The 19618-nt window shown below is 74.7% G+C and carries 19 protein-coding genes and 1 pseudogene; 14 read left to right on the plus strand and 6 right to left on the minus strand.

All coding sequences use genetic code 11. From position 1 onward, the window contains the following. The first annotated feature begins 433 nt into the window (after positions 1-433). Complete coding sequence (locus tag D7294_RS10655) at positions 434-1264, plus strand: DUF3048 domain-containing protein (protein WP_241562257.1); 831 nt, start codon at positions 434-436, stop codon at positions 1262-1264. Here the strand turns inward: D7294_RS10655 and D7294_RS10660 are convergent. Continuing rightward, positions 1194-2414 carry an MFS transporter gene (locus D7294_RS10660; protein ID WP_120678134.1) on the minus strand — a complete coding sequence of 407 codons (1221 nt, stop codon included), beginning with the start codon at positions 2412-2414 and terminating at the stop codon, positions 1194-1196. The two genes, D7294_RS10655 and D7294_RS10660, sit on opposite strands and share 71 nt — an antisense overlap. A gap of 59 nt (positions 2415-2473) precedes the next feature. Between D7294_RS10660 and D7294_RS10665 the strand changes: the two genes are divergently transcribed. Both D7294_RS10665 and D7294_RS10670 read left to right on the plus strand, forming a co-directional pair. After that, positions 2474-3550 carry an ArsR family transcriptional regulator gene (locus tag D7294_RS10665; RefSeq protein WP_120678137.1) on the plus strand — a complete coding sequence of 359 codons (1077 nt, stop codon included), beginning with the start codon at positions 2474-2476 and terminating at the stop codon, positions 3548-3550. Positions 3551-3610: 60 nt separating this feature from the next. Continuing rightward, positions 3611-4015, plus strand: a complete 405-nt coding sequence (locus D7294_RS10670; RefSeq protein ID WP_241562258.1) for a TIGR03618 family F420-dependent PPOX class oxidoreductase — start codon at positions 3611-3613, stop codon at positions 4013-4015. Positions 4016-4097: 82 nt separating this feature from the next. On the opposite strand, the gene D7294_RS10675 is transcribed toward D7294_RS10670, so the two are convergent. Beyond that, a complete protein-coding gene (locus tag D7294_RS10675; RefSeq protein ID WP_277751079.1) occupies positions 4098-5045 on the minus strand; it encodes an SDR family oxidoreductase in 948 nt (315 codons plus the stop codon). Positions 5046-5145: 100 nt separating this feature from the next. Here D7294_RS10675 and D7294_RS10680 point away from each other — a divergent pair, with 100 nt between their 5' ends. The 3 genes from D7294_RS10680 to D7294_RS10690 all read left to right on the plus strand — a co-directional run bounded on the left by D7294_RS10680 (position 5146) and on the right by D7294_RS10690 (position 9077). Further along, a complete protein-coding gene (locus tag D7294_RS10680; protein WP_120678145.1) occupies positions 5146-5745 on the plus strand; it encodes a TetR/AcrR family transcriptional regulator in 600 nt (199 codons plus the stop codon). A 183-nt stretch (positions 5746-5928) separates the two neighbouring features. Beyond that, on the plus strand, positions 5929-7875 hold the full coding sequence (locus D7294_RS10685; protein ID WP_422070682.1) for an ABC transporter ATP-binding protein: 1947 nt from the start codon (positions 5929-5931) through the stop codon (positions 7873-7875). 77 nt (positions 7876-7952) lie between these two features. Continuing rightward, positions 7953-9077: a rod shape-determining protein gene (locus tag D7294_RS10690; protein WP_120678150.1), complete on the plus strand. Its 1125-nt coding sequence runs from the start codon at positions 7953-7955 to the stop codon at positions 9075-9077. A 337-nt stretch (positions 9078-9414) separates the two neighbouring features. On the opposite strand, the gene D7294_RS10695 is transcribed toward D7294_RS10690, so the two are convergent. Then, a complete protein-coding gene (locus D7294_RS10695) occupies positions 9415-10845 on the minus strand; it encodes an MFS transporter (protein ID WP_120678152.1) in 1431 nt (476 codons plus the stop codon). 84 nt (positions 10846-10929) lie between these two features. Between D7294_RS10695 and D7294_RS10700 the strand changes: the two genes are divergently transcribed. The 6 genes from D7294_RS10700 (at position 10930) to D7294_RS10725 (ending at position 15411) form a co-directional block, all read left to right on the plus strand. Continuing rightward, entirely contained in the window at positions 10930-11901 is a 972-nt protein-coding gene (locus tag D7294_RS10700) for an Lrp/AsnC family transcriptional regulator (protein ID WP_120678155.1), read from the plus strand. A 184-nt stretch (positions 11902-12085) separates the two neighbouring features. Further along, positions 12086-12355, plus strand: a complete 270-nt coding sequence (locus D7294_RS10705) for a DUF6186 family protein (RefSeq protein ID WP_147450813.1) — start codon at positions 12086-12088, stop codon at positions 12353-12355. Next, positions 12356-12703 (plus strand): DUF6256 family protein, encoded by a 348-nt coding sequence (locus tag D7294_RS10710; protein WP_120678160.1) that lies wholly within the window; start codon positions 12356-12358, stop codon positions 12701-12703. Positions 12704-12797: 94 nt separating this feature from the next. Then, complete coding sequence (gene lpdA, locus D7294_RS10715; protein ID WP_120678162.1) at positions 12798-14207, plus strand: dihydrolipoyl dehydrogenase; 1410 nt, start codon at positions 12798-12800, stop codon at positions 14205-14207. A 186-nt stretch (positions 14208-14393) separates the two neighbouring features. Beyond that, positions 14394-14879, plus strand: a complete 486-nt coding sequence (locus D7294_RS10720; RefSeq protein ID WP_120678164.1) for an RrF2 family transcriptional regulator — start codon at positions 14394-14396, stop codon at positions 14877-14879. Positions 14880-14967: 88 nt separating this feature from the next. Next, entirely contained in the window at positions 14968-15411 is a 444-nt protein-coding gene (locus D7294_RS10725) for a carboxymuconolactone decarboxylase family protein (RefSeq protein ID WP_120678166.1), read from the plus strand. A 159-nt stretch (positions 15412-15570) separates the two neighbouring features. Here D7294_RS10725 and D7294_RS33095 read toward each other — a convergent pair. Further along, positions 15571-15726: pseudogene (locus D7294_RS33095) on the minus strand (sigma-70 family RNA polymerase sigma factor); the annotation flags it as partial. A 500-nt stretch (positions 15727-16226) separates the two neighbouring features. Between D7294_RS33095 and D7294_RS10735 the strand changes: the two are divergent. Together D7294_RS10735 and D7294_RS10740 are read left to right on the plus strand one after the other, a co-directional pair. Further along, complete coding sequence (locus D7294_RS10735) at positions 16227-16640, plus strand: DoxX family membrane protein (protein ID WP_120678168.1); 414 nt, start codon at positions 16227-16229, stop codon at positions 16638-16640. A 221-nt stretch (positions 16641-16861) separates the two neighbouring features. Then, on the plus strand, positions 16862-18004 hold the full coding sequence (locus D7294_RS10740) for a MarP family serine protease (protein WP_120678170.1): 1143 nt from the start codon (positions 16862-16864) through the stop codon (positions 18002-18004). Between the two features lie 174 nt (positions 18005-18178). Here the strand turns inward: D7294_RS10740 and D7294_RS10745 are convergent, their stop codons facing one another. Continuing rightward, a complete protein-coding gene (locus D7294_RS10745) occupies positions 18179-18637 on the minus strand; it encodes a nuclear transport factor 2 family protein (RefSeq protein WP_120678172.1) in 459 nt (152 codons plus the stop codon). A 239-nt stretch (positions 18638-18876) separates the two neighbouring features. Then, entirely contained in the window at positions 18877-19470 is a 594-nt protein-coding gene (locus tag D7294_RS10750) for a histone deacetylase (RefSeq protein WP_120678174.1), read from the minus strand. Positions 19471-19618: the final 148 nt, after the last annotated feature.

Raw genomic sequence — 19618 nt, forward strand, 5'->3', positions numbered from 1 at the left:
GGCCGCAGCCAGCATACAGAAACGGGAACCATTTTCACTCGATTCCGGTCGTCCTCCGGGTGCGCCCCGGGGCGGCCGAAGCCTCCCGGAAAGCGCCGAGCGCCCGCGCGCACCACCTCCCCCACCGGCGCGCGGGCGGCACGCGCCTCCCGGTCGCCCCGCCCCGCGCTCACCCGTACACCCGTGCGCTCGGCCGCCGCCCGCCGATCCGGTGAACGGCACGCGGCCCGCCCCCGCGCTCCCGCCGGGCGCGCGGCGCCCCCGGTACATGGAGACCGTGAAGAACGGACGGCTCCACGGACCGCTTTCCCTCCGGACGCACCCCGGGCTCCCCACACGACGGCACCCACGGCGCGGCCGCAGGCGGGCCGCCGCGCTGCTCGCCGCAGCGGCGCTCGCCGCCGGCTGCGGGGGCGGTTCCGGGGAGGAGCGGGTGTCCGCCTTCACCGGCGAGCAGGCCGGCCTGGCCCGGGTGGTCGCCGTCAAGGTCGGCAACGCCCCGAAGGCGCGCCCGCAGACCGGCCTGGACGCGGCCGACCTCGTCTACGTGGAGGAGGTGGACGACGGCCTGACCGGCTTCGCCGCCCTCTACTCGGGCGAGCTGCCCGACCTCGTCGGCCCGGTGCGCGGCGTGCGGGAGACCGATCTGCGGCTGCTGCGCCAGTTCGGCAGGCCGGCCCTGGCCTACGCGGGCGTGCAGAGCATGCTCCAGCCGCGGCTCGACAAGGCGCCGCTCTTCGCGGTGCCGGAGAGCGCGGCCTCCGGCGCCTACGAGCGGCACGACGACCGCCCCGCCCCGAACGACCTCTACGTGCACCCCGCCGCGGTGCTCGACGCCGCGCCCGACGCCTCCCCGCCCCGGGACGTCGGCCTGCGCTTCGGCAAGGCCCCGCGCGCCGGGGGCGAGGTCACCAAGCACGTCGAGGTCTCCTACCCGCACGCCGGCCTCGCCTTCGACTGGGACCGCGAGCGGGAGGAGTGGCGGATCTCCCTGGACGGCGAGCCCGCCGACCTGTACGCCACCACCGTCGTCATCCAGTCGGTGACCGTCGCCCAGTCCCGTTTCCACGACGCCGAGGGCGGCTCCACGCCCTTCAGCGAGACCGTCGGCGCCGGGGAGGCCACCGTGCTGCGCGAGGGAATGCAGTTCCGCGCCAGGTGGTCGCGCGAAAAGGCGGGCGACGTCACCGAGTTCACGACTCCTGGCGGGGACCCGTTCCGGTTCGCTCCCGGCCGGGTGTGGGTGGTACTCGCCCCGCGCTGAGCCCCCGGGTCAGGAGCAGCGAGACCAGCAGCGAGGCGGCCGCCATCGCCGCCATCGCGCCGGCCGGGCCGAGCGGCACCGCGACCGCGCCCGCCAGCGTGGCGCCCACCGCCTGGAAGAAGAGCAGCCCCGCGCTGTGCAGCCCGAGCGCCTGCCCCCGGTTCTCCTCCGGGGTCAGCGTCACCAGCCGCTCCGTGAGCAGCAGACTCGCCCCGTAGCCGAGGCAGGCGAGAGTCACCACCGCGACCGCGAGCCCGAGCGGCAGCCTGAAGGGCAGCGCGAACAGCAGGAAGGGCGCGGCCAGCAGCAGCCGCAGCGGCGTGATCAGCCGGGCCCGCAGGCGCGGGGGCACCAGCCGCCCCACCGAGGCATCCCCCAGCAGCATGCCGAAGGCCGCCGCCGCGTAGAGCACCGAGGCCGAGCCGGGCGCGTACGGCACGAACAGGGCCTCGCAGCCCACGATCAGGCCGTTGGGCACCCACAGCGCGAGGTAGACGACGCGGCGCGCGGGCGAGGACCACAGCAGCCGGTCCACGCGCCAGGTCTCCGCCACGCTCGGCCGCCCCGCCGACCACGGCGGCCTCGGCCGCAGCCCGAGGAGGACCGCGGGCACCGTCGCCGCGAACAGCGCCGCGGCGAGCAGCAGCGCCCCGCGCGCCGAGAGGGCGGCGATCAGGGCGCCGCCCAGCGCGGCCCCGCCGATCTGGGTGAGCCCGCTCGACACGTTGAACACCGCCCGCGCCGGCACGTAGCCGCCCTCGGGCACGATCCGCAGCAGGAGGCCCCAGCGGACCGCGCCCGCCACCGAGTTGACCAGGCCGAGGGCGAGGACCACGAGCAGCAGGCAGCCAGCCGGCAGGCCGGGGACGGCGAGCAGGCACGCCCCGGCCGCGAACAGCAGGCCCGAGGCGGCCAGCGCCGCCCGCGGGGGCAGCCGGTCCGCCGCGGACAGCAGCATCGTGGCGCCGATGACCTGCGTGAACGAGGCGCCGAACATGCTGACCGCGGACAGCAGCGGCGAGCCGGTTGCCCCGTAGACCAGCGTGGCCAGCGCGAGGCCCTGCACGGTGACCGCGGCCACCTGCGCGGTGGTGGCGAGGAAGAGCGGGAGGAACTCGGCGAGGCGGAACAGCTCTCGGTAACTGCGCACGCCCGTCAGTGTGTTGCGGCGCCCAGCGGAGGGGTTAGCTTTTCGGGCGGAGGCGAAACGTGGGCGTGTGGGTGATCCCGGCCGACGTGCTGGCGCGGGGCAGGTTCGCGGTGTCCCCGCTGTCCGAGACGGTCGCCGCGCTGCTTGCCCTGGCGCGCGGCGAGACGCGGCCCGGGCGCGAGGACTGGCTGCGCGCGCACGCCCCCGCGTTCCGCCGGCGGCTCGCCGCCGATCCCTTCGCAGCGGGGTTCGTGCGGGTGGCGCTGCCGCCGCGCTGGCTGCCCGACCTGCTGGTCACCCCGCCGCTGCCGGGCGACCGCACCTTCCACGACGAGCTGCGGCGGGTGCGCGCCACCCCGCCCGAGGCCGCCCTGGCGGACCTCGCCGAGGGGCTGAACGGGCCGCCGCCCGCCCGGCTGTGCGTCCCCGACCTGCCCGACCGGGTGGCCGGGCTGCTCGACTGGGTCTGGACGCACACCGTCCGCCCCGAATGGCCGCGCCTGCGGCGGCTGTTCGAGGCCGACATCGTCTCCCGCGCCCAGGCCCTGGGCTCCGGCGGCTGGGCCGCCGCCCTGGACGGGCTGCGGCCCGGCATGCGCTGGCTCGGCGACGGCCGGCTGCGGATCAACGCCAACCCCTACCCGCCGCGCGAACTGTCCGGCGCGCAGCTCCTGTTCATCCCCACCACCACGCCGCGCGGCTGGGTGGGCTGGGAGGAGCCGCGCCGCTACTCGGTGATCTACCCGGCGACGGGGCTGCTCGCCGGCCCGGAACCGGCCGGGCCGCCCGGGGCCGCGCTCGGCAGGCTCCTCGGCCCGGCCAGGGCCGCGGTGCTCGGGCAACTCGGCTCGCCGCTGAGCACCACGCAGCTGGTGGCGCTCACCGGGCTCTCCCTCGGCTCGGTCGGCGGCCACCTGAAGGTGCTGCGGGAGGCCCGGCTGGTGCACCGCCGCCGCTCGGGCCGCCTGGTGCTCTACTACCGGACGGCCCTGGGCGAGGCCCTGGCCACGGGACGCGAGGCGGGCCCGGCCTGGGACGCGGTCCCCGGGGAGCCGGGCCCGGGGGACCGCCCGCGCGGGAGGGCGGCGGGGGACCGCCCGCGGGGGGAGGCGGCCCGGCCCGGTCGGGAGACGTAGGACGATGGTCCGGGAGAGGGGCCGATGCGGCGGGCGGGCCCTGCCGGGTGGGATGGGGGCGTGAGGGCCGAACAGGACACGCCGCCGCCCGAGGTGCTCGCCCGCCTGACGCAGGAGCCACGGGCCTGGCTGTGCACCGTGCGCGCGGACGGCTCCCCCCACGTGACGCCCGTCTGGTTCGTCTTCCGGGACGGCCGCTGGTGGATCGGGACCGACGGCCGCGCGGTGAAGGTGCGCAACATCGACCGGGACCCGCGGGTCTCGCTGAGCCTGGAGGACGGCCGGCTGCCCGTGGTGGCCGAGGGCGTGGCGCGCGTGCACCGGGGCCCGTTCCCGCCCGAAATCGTCCGGGCCTTCCAGGCCAAGTACGCGTGGGACGTCACCGCCGTACGGGACCCGCGGGGCGGGCGGGTGCTCCTCGAGGTTCCCGTACGGCGCTGGCTGCTCGCCGGAGTGGCGCAGTGAAGGCCGGGGCGCGGCGCGTTCTGCGGGGCGGGGCGCGGCGCGTTCTGCGGTAACGGCCCGCCGCCGTCGGCAACCCGCCGGGTCAGGCCAGCAATTGGCCGCCGTCCATGGTGAGGACGGTGCCGGTGATGTAGGTGTTGGCCATCAGGGTCAGCGCGGCGGCCGCCGCCTCCTCGGCCGTGCCGAAGCGGCCGAGCGGGGTGCTCGCGCCCGCCGCGGCGAGCCGCGCCTCCGCCTCGGGGCCCTCCGCCGGACCCCCGTTCAGCAGCAGCCTGCGCAGCAGGGGCGTGTCCACCGAGCCGGACCGGACCGCGTTCACCCTGATCCGGTCGGGGGCGAGTTCGACGGCGAGGGCCCTGGTCATCGCCTCGACCGCGCCGACGCTGCCGATGGCCGCGGCGGCGCCGGGAATGGGGCGGATCAGGTAGGTGCCGGAGAAGAAGGTGAGCGAGCCGCCCGGCGGGAGCCGGCGGGCCGCGACCCTGGCCACCGCGTAGCTGCCCCACAGCCGGCTGTCCACGGTCTCCTCGACGGCCTTGCGGCCGGCCTCCCGGATCGGCCCGCCCCCGATGCCGCCCGCGGTGACCAGCACGTGGTCGATCGCGCCCGCCTCGTCCCAGCCGGCGGCGAGCGCCTCCTCGTCCTGCACGTCGGCGGTGAAGGTGCGCACGCCCGCGGCATCCGGGCCGCCCGGGCCCGCGGCGGGACCGCCGGCCTCGCCGGCCGTCGCCGCCGCCCCGTCCGTCGCGAGCGCCTCGCGGGCGGCGTCGAGCCTGGCCCGGTCGCGGCCGGCGAGCACCACCCGGGCGCCGAGTTCACGCAGCAGGCGGGCGGCGGCCAGGCCGATGCCGGAGCTGCCGCCGACGATCAGCACGGACTGCCCGGCCAGGGCCGTCGGCAGCGGCGAGCGCACTGGGAGGGCGGGCGGTGCTTCGGGCACGGCGCCGGGGGCGCCGGGGAGGTCGGAACCGGCCTCGGACGTGGGCTCGGACACGGCATCGGACATGGCATCGGACATGGCATCGGACATGGCGGACACTCCTAAATCAACCAGTTGGTTTAGAACAGATGAGCAGAGCCTCACACGCGGGGGGCAATAAAGTCAACCGGTTGGTTTAAAGTGGGGCGGCATGAGCACTACGCGTTCCCCCTACGACGCGGAGGCGACCCGGAGGCGCATCTTCGAGGCCGCCGCAGCCGAGTTCGCCGCCCACGGCCTCGCCGGCGCCAGAATCGACCGCATCGCGGCCAGGGCCGAGGCCAACAAGCAGGCGATCTACCTCTACTACGGCGGCAAGGAGAAGCTCTTCGCCGCCGTGGTGCAGGTCAGGATCGAGGAGCTGTGCCGGGCCGCCAGGATCGACCCGGAGGACCCCGCCGCCTCCGCGGAGCGCCTGTTCGACGCGTACGCCGAGCGGCCCGAGGTCGTCCGGCTCGTGCTATGGGAGGCCCTGGAGACGCGGGACGGGCCGGCCGCGGGCGAGGAGGCCCGGCGGGCCGAGTACCGGGAGCTGATCCGCTCGCTGTGCCGCGACCCCGGCCGGGAGCGGGAGGCACAGGACTGGCTCCAGACGCTGCTGAGCCTCGTCGCGTGGAACTTCGCCGCCCCCCAGGTGACCCGGATGCTGCTCGACGAGCCGACCGACGAGGCCGCCCTGCGCCGGCGCCGCGCCACGGTCACCGCCCTCGCCGCCGCGCTCCCCCGCCCCCGGCGCGGCCACACCCCCTGAACCGGCGCGCCCCCGCGCGCCCGCCCGCACCCGTCACGCCCCGGGCGCACGCCGCACCCCGGGCGCACGCCTCGGCGCGGGGACACCCGGCCGGGACCGCCGCGGGGGCCGGACGCGCCGCCGCGGGCCCGCGAGCCCTTGACTTCAAGTTAAGTTGAGGCCATAGAGTCTGGCGGCGTGAGTATGGAAATGGCCGCCTGGCATCAGCTCTACAGCCAGCGGCACGCCAAGGACGACCAGCGTCCGTTCGACCGGAAGACCCTGCGGCGGATCGGCGCCTTCGCGCGCCCGCACCGCGGCGAGCTGCTGTGGTACCTCGTGCTCAGCGTCGGCTCCGCGCTGCTGGCCGTGGCCACGCCGGTGCTGGCCGGGCGGGTGGTGAACGCGATCTCCGAGGGCCGGTCGCAGCACACCGTCGTGACCCTCGCCGTGCTGATCGCGGCGATCGCGGTGGCCGAGGCCGCGGTGGGGCTCACCGGGCGGTGGCTGTCCGCGCGCATCGGCGAGGGCCTGATCCTCGACCTGCGCACCACCGTCTACGACCACGTGCAGCGGATGCCGATCGCCTTCTTCACCAGGACGCGGACGGGCGCCCTGGTCAGCCGCCTGAACTCGGACGTGCTCGGCGCCCAGCGCGCCTTCAGCAGCACCCTCTCCGGCGTGCTGAGCAACATCGTCATGCTGCTGCTTGCGCTGGCCGTCATGCTGCGGATCTCCTGGCAGATCACCCTGCTCGCGCTGCTGCTGCTTCCGGTGTTCGTGCTGCCGGCGCGGCGGATGGGCACCAGGCTGGCGCGCCTGTCGCGCGAGGCGGCGCACCACAACGCGGTGATGTCCGCGCAGATGACCGAGCGGTTCTCCGCGCCCGGCGCGACGCTGGTCAAGCTGTACGGGCGCCCGGAGGAGGAGTCGCGGGAGTTCGCCGTGCGGGCCGGGCGCGTCCGGGACATCGGCATCAGGACCGCGATGCTGCAGATGCTCTTCGTCACCGCCCTCACCCTCGTCTCCGCCCTCGCCCTCGCCCTCGTCTACGGCCTCGGCGGCTTCTACGCCCTGCGCGGAAGCCTCGACTCGGGCGCCGTCGTCTCGCTCGCCCTCCTGCTCACCCGGCTGTACACGCCCCTCACCTCGCTGGCCAGCGCCAGGGTCGAGGTGATGAGCGCGCTGGTGAGCTTCCAGCGGGTGTTCGAGGTGCTCGACCTGGAGCCGCTGATCGCCGAGCGCCCGCGGGCCGAGGCGGTGCCCGAGGGGCCGGTGTCGGTGGAGTTCGAGTCGGTGGACTTCGCCTACCCGGCCGCGGACCGGGTCTCGCTGGCCTCGCTCGAAGAGGTCGCCACCCTGGACACGCGGGGCGGCGAGCAGGTGCTGCACGGGGTCTCCTTCCGCGCGGAGCCCGGGCAGCTGGTGGCGCTCGTCGGCTCCTCGGGGGCGGGCAAGTCCACCATCGCCCAGCTCGTGCCGCGGCTCTACGACGTGGACGCGGGCGCCGTGCGGGTCGGCGGGCGGGACGTACGCGACCTGACGGCGGCCTCGCTGCGCCGGACGCTGGGCATGGTCACCCAGGACGGGCACCTGTTCCACGACACCATCGCCGCCAACCTCAGGCTCGCCCGGCCCGAGGCCACCGAGGAGGAGCTGTGGGACGCGCTCGGCCGCGCCAGGCTCACCGAACTCGTGGCCGCCCTTCCCGACGGACTGGAGACGGTGGTGGGGGAACGCGGCTACCGCCTCTCCGGCGGCGAGCGGCAGCGGCTGACCATCGCGCGGCTGCTGCTGGCCAGGCCGCGGGTGGTGATCCTCGACGAGGCCACGGCCCACCTGGACGCGACCTCGGAGGCGGCGGTCCAGGAGGCGCTGGGCGAGGCCCTGGCGGGGCGCACCTCGCTGGTCATCGCGCACCGGCTCTCGACCGTGCGCGCCGCCGACCAGATCCTCGTCGTCGAGGGCGGCCGGATCGTGGAACGCGGCACCCACGAGACGCTGCTCGCGGCCGGCGGGCGGTACGAGGAGCTGTACCGGACCCAGTTCGAGCCGGGAGAACGCCCGGCGGACGCCCGCGGACCGGCCGGGGCCGAGGCGGCCGAGGCGGGGGCGGCGGCGGACGAGACGGCCGATGCGGCCACCATCTGAAGGAACCTGACGCATCGTCTCCGCCGGTCGGCGTACTCCAGCGGGCGAGGCATCGATCCGGCATTCAGCCTGATCGTATGACCCTCACCTTTGATCACCTCCGCCGCTGCACCGTGGCCGCGGACCTCGGCGCCGCCCGCACCCGCGTCTACCTCAAGAACAACGGCCTCGTCGTCGACGAGCCCTCGGTCGTCGCCGTCAACACCAAGACCGGCGCGCTGATCGCCGTCGGCACCCCGGCCGAGCGGATGGCGGGCAGGACCCCGGCGAACATCCGCGTGATCAAGCCGGTAACGGGCGGCACGGTCGTGGACATCGACATGGCCCAGCGCATGCTCCGCGCGCTGGTCGGCACGAAGCTGCGGCGCGCCTGGCGGCGCAGGCCGCTGTTGCGCGCCGCGGTGTGCGTCCCCCACGACGCCGACCCGCTGGCCAGGCGCGCGGCCCTGGAGACGATGGTCGGGCTCGGGGCCCGGCGGGTGGAGCTGGTGGACAGCCTGGTGACGGCCGCGGTCGGCTGCGGACTTCCGGTCGAGGAGCCGGAGGCCACCATGATCGTGCAGTGCGGCGCCGCGCACACCGAGGTCGCCGTGCTCTCGCTCGGTTCGATCGTGGCCGCCGAGAAGGTCCCGATGGGTGGCGAGACGATCGACCGGGCGCTGGTGCAGCACCTGCGCAACGAGCACGAACTGATGCTGCCCACCCAGGCGATGCACCCCCTGCACGAGGCCCTGGCCGGCACGGCCGACCCGCTCGCCGAGGTGTCGGGCCGGGACGTGGCCACCGGCCTGGCCAGGACGGTCCGCGTGAACGCGAGCAGCCTGCGGGCGGCCGTGCTGCCGCCGATGACGTCGCTGATCGACACGATCCGCGCGGTGCTGCACCGCTGCCCGCCCGACCTGGTCGCCGACCTGGCCGACCGTGGGGTCATGCTCACCGGCGGCGCGGCGGGCATGCCGCTGCTGGACACGGTCATCAGGGAGCACACCGGGATGCCGGTGAACGTCGCCGAGGAGCCGGGGCTGTGCGCGGTACGCGGGCTCGGCGCCATGCTGGAGGGCAGGGTCAGGCCGCGCGTGCTGATCGAACCCGAACTCCAGGTCGCCGTCTCCGCCCCGGCCGGCTCCCGCTCCCACCGGGAGGAGGCCGACGAGCCGGGTCGCGGCGAGCAGGCGAGCGCCGAGCCCGCCGGCGGCGCCTGACCGACCGCGCGGCCGCCCCCGCCACGCGGCCCCCGCGCCTCGCCCGGTCCCCCTCCGCCCCGTCCGCGCGCCCGCGTTCCCCGCGCCGCCCATGCGCCGTCTCGCGCGCCGTCTCCGGGCGCCCCGGGGCGGCCCCCGCGCCCCCTCTCGCGCCGGACGCGGGGAAGGGGGCGTTCCCCTGCCCGCCCGCGTACCCGGCAGGCGCCGCGGACCCGGCACCTGCCGGAGGCCCGCCATGGCGAGACGGCGCGGGGGCGGAGGCGGGTCAGGCCCGTGGCGGAAGCGGGGCAGGCGCGGCGGAGGCGCGGCAGCGGTGGGGCGGTGGTGCGGGGGCGCGCTACGCGGCCGGCTCCGGCACGGGGGCCTCGACCGGTCCCGGCGCCGCCTCGGCGGCACGCGGCCTGCCGAGCAGGACGACGAGAGCCGCGGTGAGGACGGCCGCCACGCCCGCGGTCACGTACACCAGGTCGAGCCCGGCCGCGAAGTCGGCCGGAGTGCCCGAGGTGCCGCCGCTGACGCGGGTGGCGAAGAGCGTGCCGAGCACCGCGACGCCGAGCGCGTAGCCGAGCTGCCGGAAGGTGTTGACCGCGCCGCTCGCCATGCCGGCCCGCTCCGGCGGCGCCGCCTGGAGCGCGGCCGAGACCAGCACGGGCACGGCCATCCCGACTCCCACCCCGCTGACGATCAGGCCGGGCAGCAGCACCGACCGGCCGGAACCGGCCGATATCGCCGTCAGCGCCAGCGTCCCGGCGCCGATCAGGAAGAGCCCGCCGCCGACCGCGGCCCACGCGGGCACCCGCTGCCACAGCCGCCCGCCCGCACCGGCCGTCACGAACGCCGAGGCCGCCATCGGCACCACCGCCAGCCCCGCCCGGATCGGGCTGAGGCCCAGGACGTTCTGCAGCCACAGCATGGTGAAGGTGTAGTGGGCGAAGGCCGAGGCGGTCAGCACCAGGGCCGCCGCCATCAGCGCGGCGAACGAGGGCCTGCGCATCAGGGCGAGGTCGAGCAGCGGGGCGGGCGAACGCAGTTCGACCGCGACGAAGGCGGCCAGGGCGAGCGCCGCGGCCGCGAGCGCCCCCACGGTGCCCGCGTCGCCCCAGCTCTCCTCGCCGCCCCTGATCAGGCCGTAGGTGAGGGCCCCGGCGCAGGCCGTGAACGTCACGGTGCCCGGCCAGTCGATGCCGGCGCCCTCCCGCGGGCCGTGCGACTCGGCGACCGTGCGCCAGGTGATCAGCAGCGCGAGGGCGCTGACCGGCAAATTCACCAGGAAGATCGCCCGCCAGTCCACGTACTCGGTCAGCACCCCGCCCAGCAGCACGCCCACGGCACTCGCCGCGCCGCTCACCGCGCCCCAGACGCCGAACGCGACCCCGCGGTCGCGGCCCCCGTAGGCGGCGGCGAGCAGCGGCGCATTGGTGGCCAGGGTGGCCGCGGCGGCGAGGCCCTGCACCGCGCGGGCGGCGATCAGCACGCCCGCGTTCGGGGCGAGGCCGCACACCAGCGAGGCCAGCGCGAAGCCGGACAGGCCCAGGACGTACACCCTGCGGCGGCCGAACCGGTCGCCCGCCGCGCCCGCCGCCATCAGCAGCGCCGCGAGGGCGAGGGCGTAGGCGTCCATCACCCACTGCAGGTCGGAGAAGCCGGCGTCCAGGTCGCCGGCCATCTGCGGCAGCGAGGCCACCACGATGGTCACGTCGATGAGCAGCATGAAGTTGCCGAGGCAGACCGCGAACAGCGGCCACCACTTACCGTTCCCTCTGGTCATGGGCCCAGCCTCCGAGGGCGAGGGGGATCTCTCCAGCCAACGGCCCCTCCATGGCGCTATCCGACATCCCCTAGCCTTGACGGCATGCTTTTCGACATGATCGACCGGCAGCTCATCCACGCGCTCCAGCTCGACGGCCGGGCGCCGTTCTCGCGGATCGCGCAGGCGCTGGGCGTCTCGGACCAGACGGTCGCGCGCCGCTACGCGCGGCTGCGCTCGGCCGACGCGGTGCGGGTGGTGGGGCTGACCAGCGCGGTGGCGCTGGGGCAGGTCATGTCGGCGGTGCGGCTGCGCTGCGTGCCCAGCGCAGCCGAGGACCTGGGCATGGCGCTGGCCAGGCGGGACGACACCATGTGGGTCTGCCTCCTCTCGGGCGGCACGGAGATCACCCTCTCGGTGAAGGCCAAGCCGGGCGCCACGCTCCTCTCCCGGCTGCCGCGGGCCAAGGGCGTGGTGCAGGTGACCGCGCAGACCGCCCTGCACCTGTTCTTCGGCGAGGCCCTGAGCCAGGTGAACAAGTCCGGCGTGCTGACGCCCGGCCAGATCGCCATGCTCCGGCCGCCGCCGGTGACCGGCAGGCCGCTGGCCGACATGACCGAGCAGGACCGGCTGCTGGTGGCCGCGCTGAAGGACGACGGCAGGGCGCCGGTCGCCGACCTCGCCGCCGTCACCGGCTGGTCGCCGACCACGGTGCGGCGCCGCATCGCCGAACTGCGCGCCGACGGCACGCTGTACTTCGACGTGGACTACGACTGGGCCATCTACGGCCTCGGCGCCAGGGTCGCCATGTGGCTCTCGGTGCCGCCGTCCAGGCTCGCGGAGACCGGTGAGGCCCTGGCGGGGCATCCGGAGGTCGGCTACTGCGTGGCCACCACCGGGCCGACGAACCTCATGGCCTCCGTGATCTGCCGCGACATCGAGTCCCTGTACACCTACCTGACCACGCGCGTCGCGGCGCTGCCGGCCGTGGAACGCATGGAGACCGCGCCGGTGGCCAGGGTGCTCAAGGGCGCGGCGCTCCGGGGCCTTCGGCCCCAGCCGGCCGTCTCCCGCTGAACGCCGGCCGCCGCCGAAGCCCGCACCGGCCACCGGCCGCGCCCGGCCCTTCGGGCGCACGCCGGGCCTGCGGGGCGGGTGGGCCGGGGGCGGCGGTGCCGCAAGGGCGCGGCGTGGCTTGCTCGCGCCGCCACGCCGGGCCGCGCTCCCCGGCCGGCGCCGGGCGGCTGGCGACGATGCAGGCATGAGAGCAGCTTCGGAGAACGCGGCACGCATGCCGGAACACCCCTTCCTCGGCTATCTGGTCTGGGCGGCCCTGCTCGGGGCGCTCTTCGTATGGGAGGCCATCGGCCTGGCGCGGGCGGGCGACTCCTTCCCCACGTTCAGCCAGGCCCTCGACGCGCTGATGCGGTACCAGCTCGGGCGCTGGGTGCTCTTCGCCGCCTGGCTGTGGCTCGGCTGGCACGCCTTCGTGCGGGGCTGGCACTTCCTGCTCAGGGGCCCGGTGGAGTGAATGACCGCCGCGGTCACTGCGGCCGGGTACCTGCTGGTGATGGCCCTGCTCGCCACCGGGCTCAGGCTCATGCCAGGCCGCGCCCGGCCCCCGCGGCGCACCGGAACCGGCCTCGGCCGGCCAGCGCTGCTGCGCCAGGCCCTGGCCACCGCGTGCGGCGGCTGGCTGCTCCTGACCGCCGTGGCCGCGGTATTCGCCCTCGTTCCGGGGGGCTTGGGGGGCGGATTTCTGTGGGCGGCGGCCAACGGCACGGCGCTGCTGACCGGCCTCGCGCTGCCGCTGTTCCTCGCCGCCAGCCTGGCCGAGACGCGGCTGCGCGAGAGGCGTGCGCGGCGGCTGAGGCGCTGACATGCCGCGCGGCCGGGCGTGGTGTCATGGGGACGGGCAGGAACAATTCCAGATCACCGTGAACGTTGAGCGCGAGAGAAGGCGTGAAGGTTTCATGAGCACGCACTACGACGTCGTCGTCCTGGGCGCGGGGCCCGGGGGTTACACCGCGGCGGTCCGGGCCAGCCAGCTCGGGCTGCGGACGGCCGTCATCGAGGAGAAGTACTGGGGCGGGGTGTGCCTGAACGTCGGCTGCATCCCCTCGAAAGCCCTGCTGCGCAACGCGGAGCTCGCCCACATCTTCCACCAGGAGCGGCAGCTCTTCGGCATCCGCGTCGAGGGCCAGGTGACCTTCGACTACGGCGAGGCGTTCCGGCGCAGCCGCAAGGTCGCCGAGGGCCGCGTCAACGGCGTGCACTACCTGATGAAGAAGAACAACATCACCGAGTACGACGGCCGCGGGACCTTCACCGACCCGCACACGCTGCAGGTGGCGCTGAGCGCCGGCGGCACCGAGACGATCACCTTCGACAACTGCATCATCGCGGCGGGCGCCACGACGCGGCTGCTGCCGGGCACTTCCCTCAGCGACCGCGTCGTGACCTACGAGGAGCAGATCCTCAGCGAGGAGCTGCCGGGCAGCATCGTCATCGCGGGCGCGGGCGCGATCGGCGTCGAGTTCGCGTACGTGCTGCACAACTACGGCGTGAAGGTGACCATCGTCGAGTTCCTCGACCGGATGGTGCCGCTGGAGGACGCCGAGGTCTCCAAGGAACTGGCCAGGCAGTACCGCAAGCTGGGGATCGAGGTGCTCACCTCCACCCGGGTGGACGCCATCGACGACTCGGACGCGTCCCGCCCCGTCCGCGTCACGGTCACCAAGGGCAACGGCGAACAGCAGGTGCTCGAGGCCGACAAGGTGCTCCAGGCCATCGGCTTCGTTCCCAGGGTCGACGGGTACGGGCTCGAGAACACCGGGGTGCAGCTGACCGAGCGCAGGGCGATCGCGGTGGACGGCCGCCTGCGCACCAACGTGCCGCACATCTACGCCATCGGCGACGTGACGGCCAAGCTGATGCTCGCGCACGCCGCGGAGTCGATGGGCATCATCGCGGCCGAGACGATCGCGGGCGCGGAGACCATGGAGCTCGACTACCCGATGATCCCGCGGGCGACGTACTGCCAGCCGCAGGTCGCCAGCTTCGGCTACACCGAGGAGCAGGCGCGGGAGCGCGGCTTCGACGTGAAGGTCGTGAAGTTCCCCTTCACCGCCAACGGCAAGTCGCACGGCCTCGGCCAGGCGAACGGCTTCGTGAAGGTGATCAGCGACAACACCCACGGGGAGCTGCTCGGCGCCCACCTCATCGGCCCCGAGGTGACCGAGCTGCTGCCGGAGCTGACGCTGGCGCAGCAGTGGGACCTGACCGTGCACGAGGTGGCCCGCAACGTGCACGCCCACCCCACGCTCGGCGAGGCGGTCAAGGAGGCCATCCACGGCCTCGCGGGCCACATGATCAACATGTGAGAGCCGCCACCGCCCGGCCGCCGTCGGAACGTTCGCGCCGGCGGCGGCCGGCGGCGCGCCGGGGCCCGGAGGGCGGCCGGACGCCCGAAGCACGCCACACGGGGCGCCACACGGGGCGCCGGGCGGGCCGGCCGGCGAAGCCGCCGGGACTTGCGCCCTTAATCCTGGACGTCTAACATCCAGGTTATGCGGATGAACGAGGGCGTCGAATGGGCCCTGCACAGCTGCCTGAACCTCTCCTGGCTCGAGCCGGGCGAGGCGATGACCGCTGCCAGGCTCGCGGCGTTCTACGACCTGCCGGCCGCCTACCTCAACAAGCAACTCCAGGCGCTGGCCAGGGCGGGCATCCTCACCTCGACCCCGGGGCCGCGCGGCGGCTTCCGGCTGGCCCGCGCCCCCGAGCGGATCACCCTGCTGGACGTGGTGACGGCGATCGAGGGAGCGACCCCCGCCTTCCGCTGCGAGGGCGTGCTGCGCAACGGCCCCGGCGGCCGGGACGACGTGGACTACGCGAAGCTCTGCGTCGTCTCCCAGTCCATGCACCGGGCCGAACTGGCCTGGCGCAAGGAACTGGCCGGGCAGACGCTCGCCGACGTCAAGGCCACCGTCGAGCGCAGGTACCCGGAGACGCCCGCCCGCACCCGGAGCTGGTTCACCTCCCCCCGCGCCTGACCACGGCCCCGGCGCCGGGGCCTCACTCGTACCCGAATTCTGGATATCTCTCATCCAACTAGTCCTTGAAACTCAGAGGAGTCCGACCATGGCACGCATCAGCCTCCGCAAGCCCGCCGCCAAGGGCATCCAGGCGCTGCTCGATCTCGAGGCGTATCTCAAGAACAGCCCGGTCCCCCAGGAGACCCTCGACCTGATCCGGCTGCGGGTCAGCCAGATCAACGGCTGCGGCTACTGCGTGACGATGCACGCCCGCGAGGCCAAGGAGAGCGGCCAGCGGGACGAGCGGATCTTCGGCGTCGCCGCCTGGCGCGAAACCCCGTTCTTCACCGACGCGGAGCGGGCCGCCCTGGCCCTCGCCGAGTCCGCCACCCGCCTCGCGGACAACGCGGAGGGCGTGCCGCAGGACGTCTGGGACGAGGCCGCCGCGCACTACGACGAGGAGTCCCTGGCCGCCCTCGTCATGGCCATCGCCTCCATCAACGCCTGGAACCGCCTCAACGTGAGCGTCCGCAACCTCGCCACCGACTGATCGGCCCACCCGGCGGCACCGCCCGGCGGAAGCCACCCCCCCGGGCCCCACTCGGCCCCACCCCCGGCCCGCGCCCGCCCCGGACGCGGGCCGGGGTTCAGGACCGCCGGAGACCGGCCCGGCCCCCGGGTGGCGTGACGGGCACGCCGACGCGCAGACTCAGCGGGCTCCCTCTCTCTCCTCGTGGAGGCGGGCACAGGTGCGGCTGAGCAGGCGCGAGACCTGCATCTGGGATATCCCCAGGTGCTCGGCGATCCTGCTTTGCGTCATCTCACGGAAGAAGCGCAGGCAGAGCAGCCGCCGCTCGCGCTCGGGTCCGGCCGGCACCTCGGCCAGGCGCGCGAACTGCCTGCTGGTGTCGGGCGCATCGTCGTGCCGTCGGCGCCGGGTGCGGCCACCCGGGTGCGACGTCGCCGGGGTGGTCGGCGCAGGCGACGTGGATCGTGCCGTCCCCCTCACAGTGCCCCTCGCATTCGTCGGAATCGTCGTGGTCACGCGGTCTTCGAAACCGCCGGCGAGGCCGTAGCGGTCTTCGGGGACTCGGAGGGCAGAGGCCCCGAGGATCGCGGCACCTCTCCGGCGACGAAGCACGGTCGCTTTACACCGTTTTGCTCTGGTTCGCCCGGGGATGCCCTTGCCCATGACCGACACTCCGCGTGATAAACGCTCCGGTTGCCGGTGGCGGCCGGCGACAGCAAGGTGAAGGAGAGCCGGCACAGGAAAGCCGGGCTCGGCAGGGGTAAGGAAGCCGGAAGGCCGGGTACCCTGACCTTGATAGTTATAAATTCAACTATCTTCCGTCTCTGGGAGTCACCATGGACGTCCTGGTACTCATCGGCCGGATCGTTTTCGCCAGCCTCTTCTTCCTCTCGGCGATCAACCATCTGACCAAGGCGCGGGCCATGGGGGCCTACGCGCGCTCGAAGGGCATTCCCGCCCCGGAGGCCGCCGTCTTCGGCTCCGGCCTCCTCATGCTGCTCGGCTCCCTCAGCGTCGCCTTCGGCATCTGGCCCGACCTGGGAGCCCTCCTGCTGCTGATCTTCCTGCTCCCCACCGCCTTCCTCATGCACAACTTCTGGGCGGTGGCCGATCCGGCGGCCCGGCAGAACGACATGCTCCACTTCCACAAGGACCTCGCCCTCGCGGGCGCCGCCCTCGTCATGCTCGGCACCTTCGCCGACCTGGGAGGGGATCTGGGCCTCACCCTGACGAAACCGCTCTTCGGATAGCACCGCGGCTCACCACCTGAATCTCGTCTTCGCCCGGCGCGCCGGGCGGCCTCCGAAACGCCCGCGTCCATCGGGCCTCACCCTCCACGACCACCCCGGCCCGCCCGCCCGTTGCCCGCTCGGGCCAACCCCACTCGAACGAGTGAACGGAGACGGGTTGGGGAACACCGGGCAGGGGCCTCCCGTTCCATTTCCGAACGAACGGGACGAAGGGGGGACCGGTGAATCTGCTCGACCTGCTGCTGCTCGTGGCCGTGGTGCTGTCCGCCGTGCCCGGCTACCAGCGAGGGCTGCTCGCGGGGGTGGTGGCCCTGGCCGGCTTCGTCGGCGGGGCCGCGCTCGGCGTGTGGCTGCTGCCGTACCTCGTGAAGCCCACGGACCCAGGCTCGGCTCCGGCCACCCTGCTCGCCCTGCTCGTCGTACTGGTCCCGGCCGCCGCAGGACAGGCCCTGGCCTGGCCGCTCGCGCTGCGGCTGCGGCGGGCCGCCAGATGGACGCCGGTGCGCTGGGCGGACGGCGCGGGCGGCGCCGCCTTCAACGCCGTGGGCGTGCTGCTCGTCGCCTGGATACTCGCCAGCGCCCTGATGCCCACCCCGGCCCCCGGCCTGAACCGGGAGGTCCAGGACTCCTGGGTGCTTGGCCGGGTGCAGGAGGGGATGCCGGACCAGGCGCCGACCTGGTTCAGCCGGGCCACGAGCGCCCTGACCGACGCCGGCTTCCCGCAGGTCTTCGACCCCTTCGCGAACACGCCGACGGCGGATGTGCCCGCCCCCTCGGGCGACAACGTCACCCCGGCCGCGGTCGAGGCGGCCCAGCGGAGCACCGTGAAGGTCACCACGACCACGGGGCTGTCGGGGCAGGAGGGCAGCGGCTTCGTCATAGCCGACGACCGGGTGATGACCAACGCGCACGTGGTGGACGACGCCAGCGCGGTGGCCGTCCGGGTCGGCGGCACCGGCCGGCTGCTCAACGCGACGGTCGTCCTCTTCGATCCGGAGACGGACGTCGCCGTGCTGAACGTCCCCGAGCTGGACGCGCCCACGCTGCGACTCGCCGGCGACGCGGAGCGCGGCACGCCGGCCGTGGTCGCCGGCTACCCGGAGAACGGCGGCCTCGACCTGCGCGCGGCGACCGTCGCCCACCGCACGGACGCACGCGGCCAGGACATCCACGGCGACACGATGGTCACCCGGGACATCTACGCGATCCGCGCCCTGGTCCGCCCGGGGAACTCCGGCGGGCCCCTGCTGACCACCGAAGGGGAGGTGTACGGAATGGTCTTCGCCCGCTCGGTGACCGACTCGGAGACCGGTTACGCCCTGACGGCCGACCAGATACGCGGCTACATATCCCAGGCCGGCTAGACGCGTGGTCCGGGGGCGCCGCGGTCGGGCTCACCGCGGCCGGGCGAGCCGGGGCGGCGGGGGGAGCCGGAGCGCGGGCGGTTTCGCCGGTTGCCGCGGCGCGGCGCCGCGGGAGGAGTGGCTGCCAGGTGCCCGCCGCCGGGCCGCCCGTCCGCCGCGCGGCCCGGACGTCCTTCAGGCGGCCGTGGTCTCGGGGGCGAAGGCCTGGGCGACGGCCAGGCTGTCCTCGTAGACGTGGTGCCGGGTGATCAGCCCGTTCTCGACGGTCAGCCGCAGGGCGAACCGGGAGCGGTAGGCCCGGCCGGTCGACGCGGCGGTCTGCCGGATCTCCCCGAACAAGATCGCGTCGGTGCCCGTGACCAGCACCTCGTCCACCGTGGTGGCCGCGCCTTCCGGCAGGTGGTGGGCGGCGAGGCTGCGGTAGTGGTCGGCCGCGTCGCCGCGGCTGGAGCGGTGGCGAATCCACGGGGTGGCCGCGCGCCCGTGTTCGGCCTCCGGCCAGTCGAGCTGCCAGTCGGCGCCGTCGGCGTACAGCTCCGCGATGTGCTCGGGGTCGCCCGCGCCGATACGGCGCAGCAGTTCCTCGGCTACGGAACGGGTCTCCACGGTCGTGGTGTCGTCGGGGGTGGTCATCGCGTGGCCTTTCTCCTGCGCGGCTTTCGTGCGCGCCTCGCCGTGGGCGTGGCTTCCGTGCCGCCTCGCCGTGGGCGCGGCTCGGCCAGTCTCGCGAGCATCGGCGGCGGTGGCGATGACCTCCGGGGTAATGGTGCTCAGCCGCGGTTGCCGCCGGCGCCGACGGGAGACGAGGGCCCGACGGCGGCCTTGGGCCGGCGCGGAAGACGGCCGGCGCGGAAGGCGGCCGGCTTCGGGGGCTACCGGGGAATGGCCGCCGCCAGCAGCGTCTCGATCCGGTCGTGTGTCCAGTGGCCACGGGCGCCGGGCCGGGTGGCCAGGTAGGCGGCGGCGCGGGCGGGGGTCCAGCCGTGGGCGGCGATCAGGCCGGTGCCGAGATGGCGCAGGTAGGCGGCCGCCGGGGCGACGAGGCCGACCTGGTCACTGCGCCAGGGCGCAGTGAAGGTGAACACCGGGTGGCCTTCGCGTTCGCCCAGGCACACCAGCGTCTCGTACCGGCCCCGGCCGAGGGCCGCGCGCCCGGCCCGCAGCGCCTCGGTGAGGTCGAGGTCCCTGCCCGGGGCACGGCCCATCTCCTGCGCCGCGATGTCGGAGAACTGGCCGAGGGTGAGCAGGTGCGCGTGGGCGGGCACCGTGCCGCCCGGGACGTCCGGGTCGTAGAAGGCGCGGCCGCCGCCCCACACCGGTGACTCGGTGGCGAAGTACAGCACGCCGGGCAGCGTCACCGGCACCGAGCGGGAGGGCGGGCGGGGGTCGCGGCAGCCGGGGTGGCGGCGCGCCCCGCCCGGCGGGGTGCCGCCGCGCAGGTAACAGTCCAGCCGATCCAGATGCATATTCGACCCATACGCCGCATACCACACCCGCCGCGGGGAAAGCGATGGTGATCTCTGAGGGAACTCTTTGCCGCCGAAGGCCAATTGACGGTTCCTTCCTCAATACTCACTCGGGTCGGCCACCCGGCCACCGCCTCAACAGCCGTCC

Source organism: Streptomyces hoynatensis, from assembly GCF_003626535.1.
Classification (GTDB): Bacteria; Actinomycetota; Actinomycetes; order Streptomycetales; family Streptomycetaceae; genus Streptomyces; species Streptomyces hoynatensis.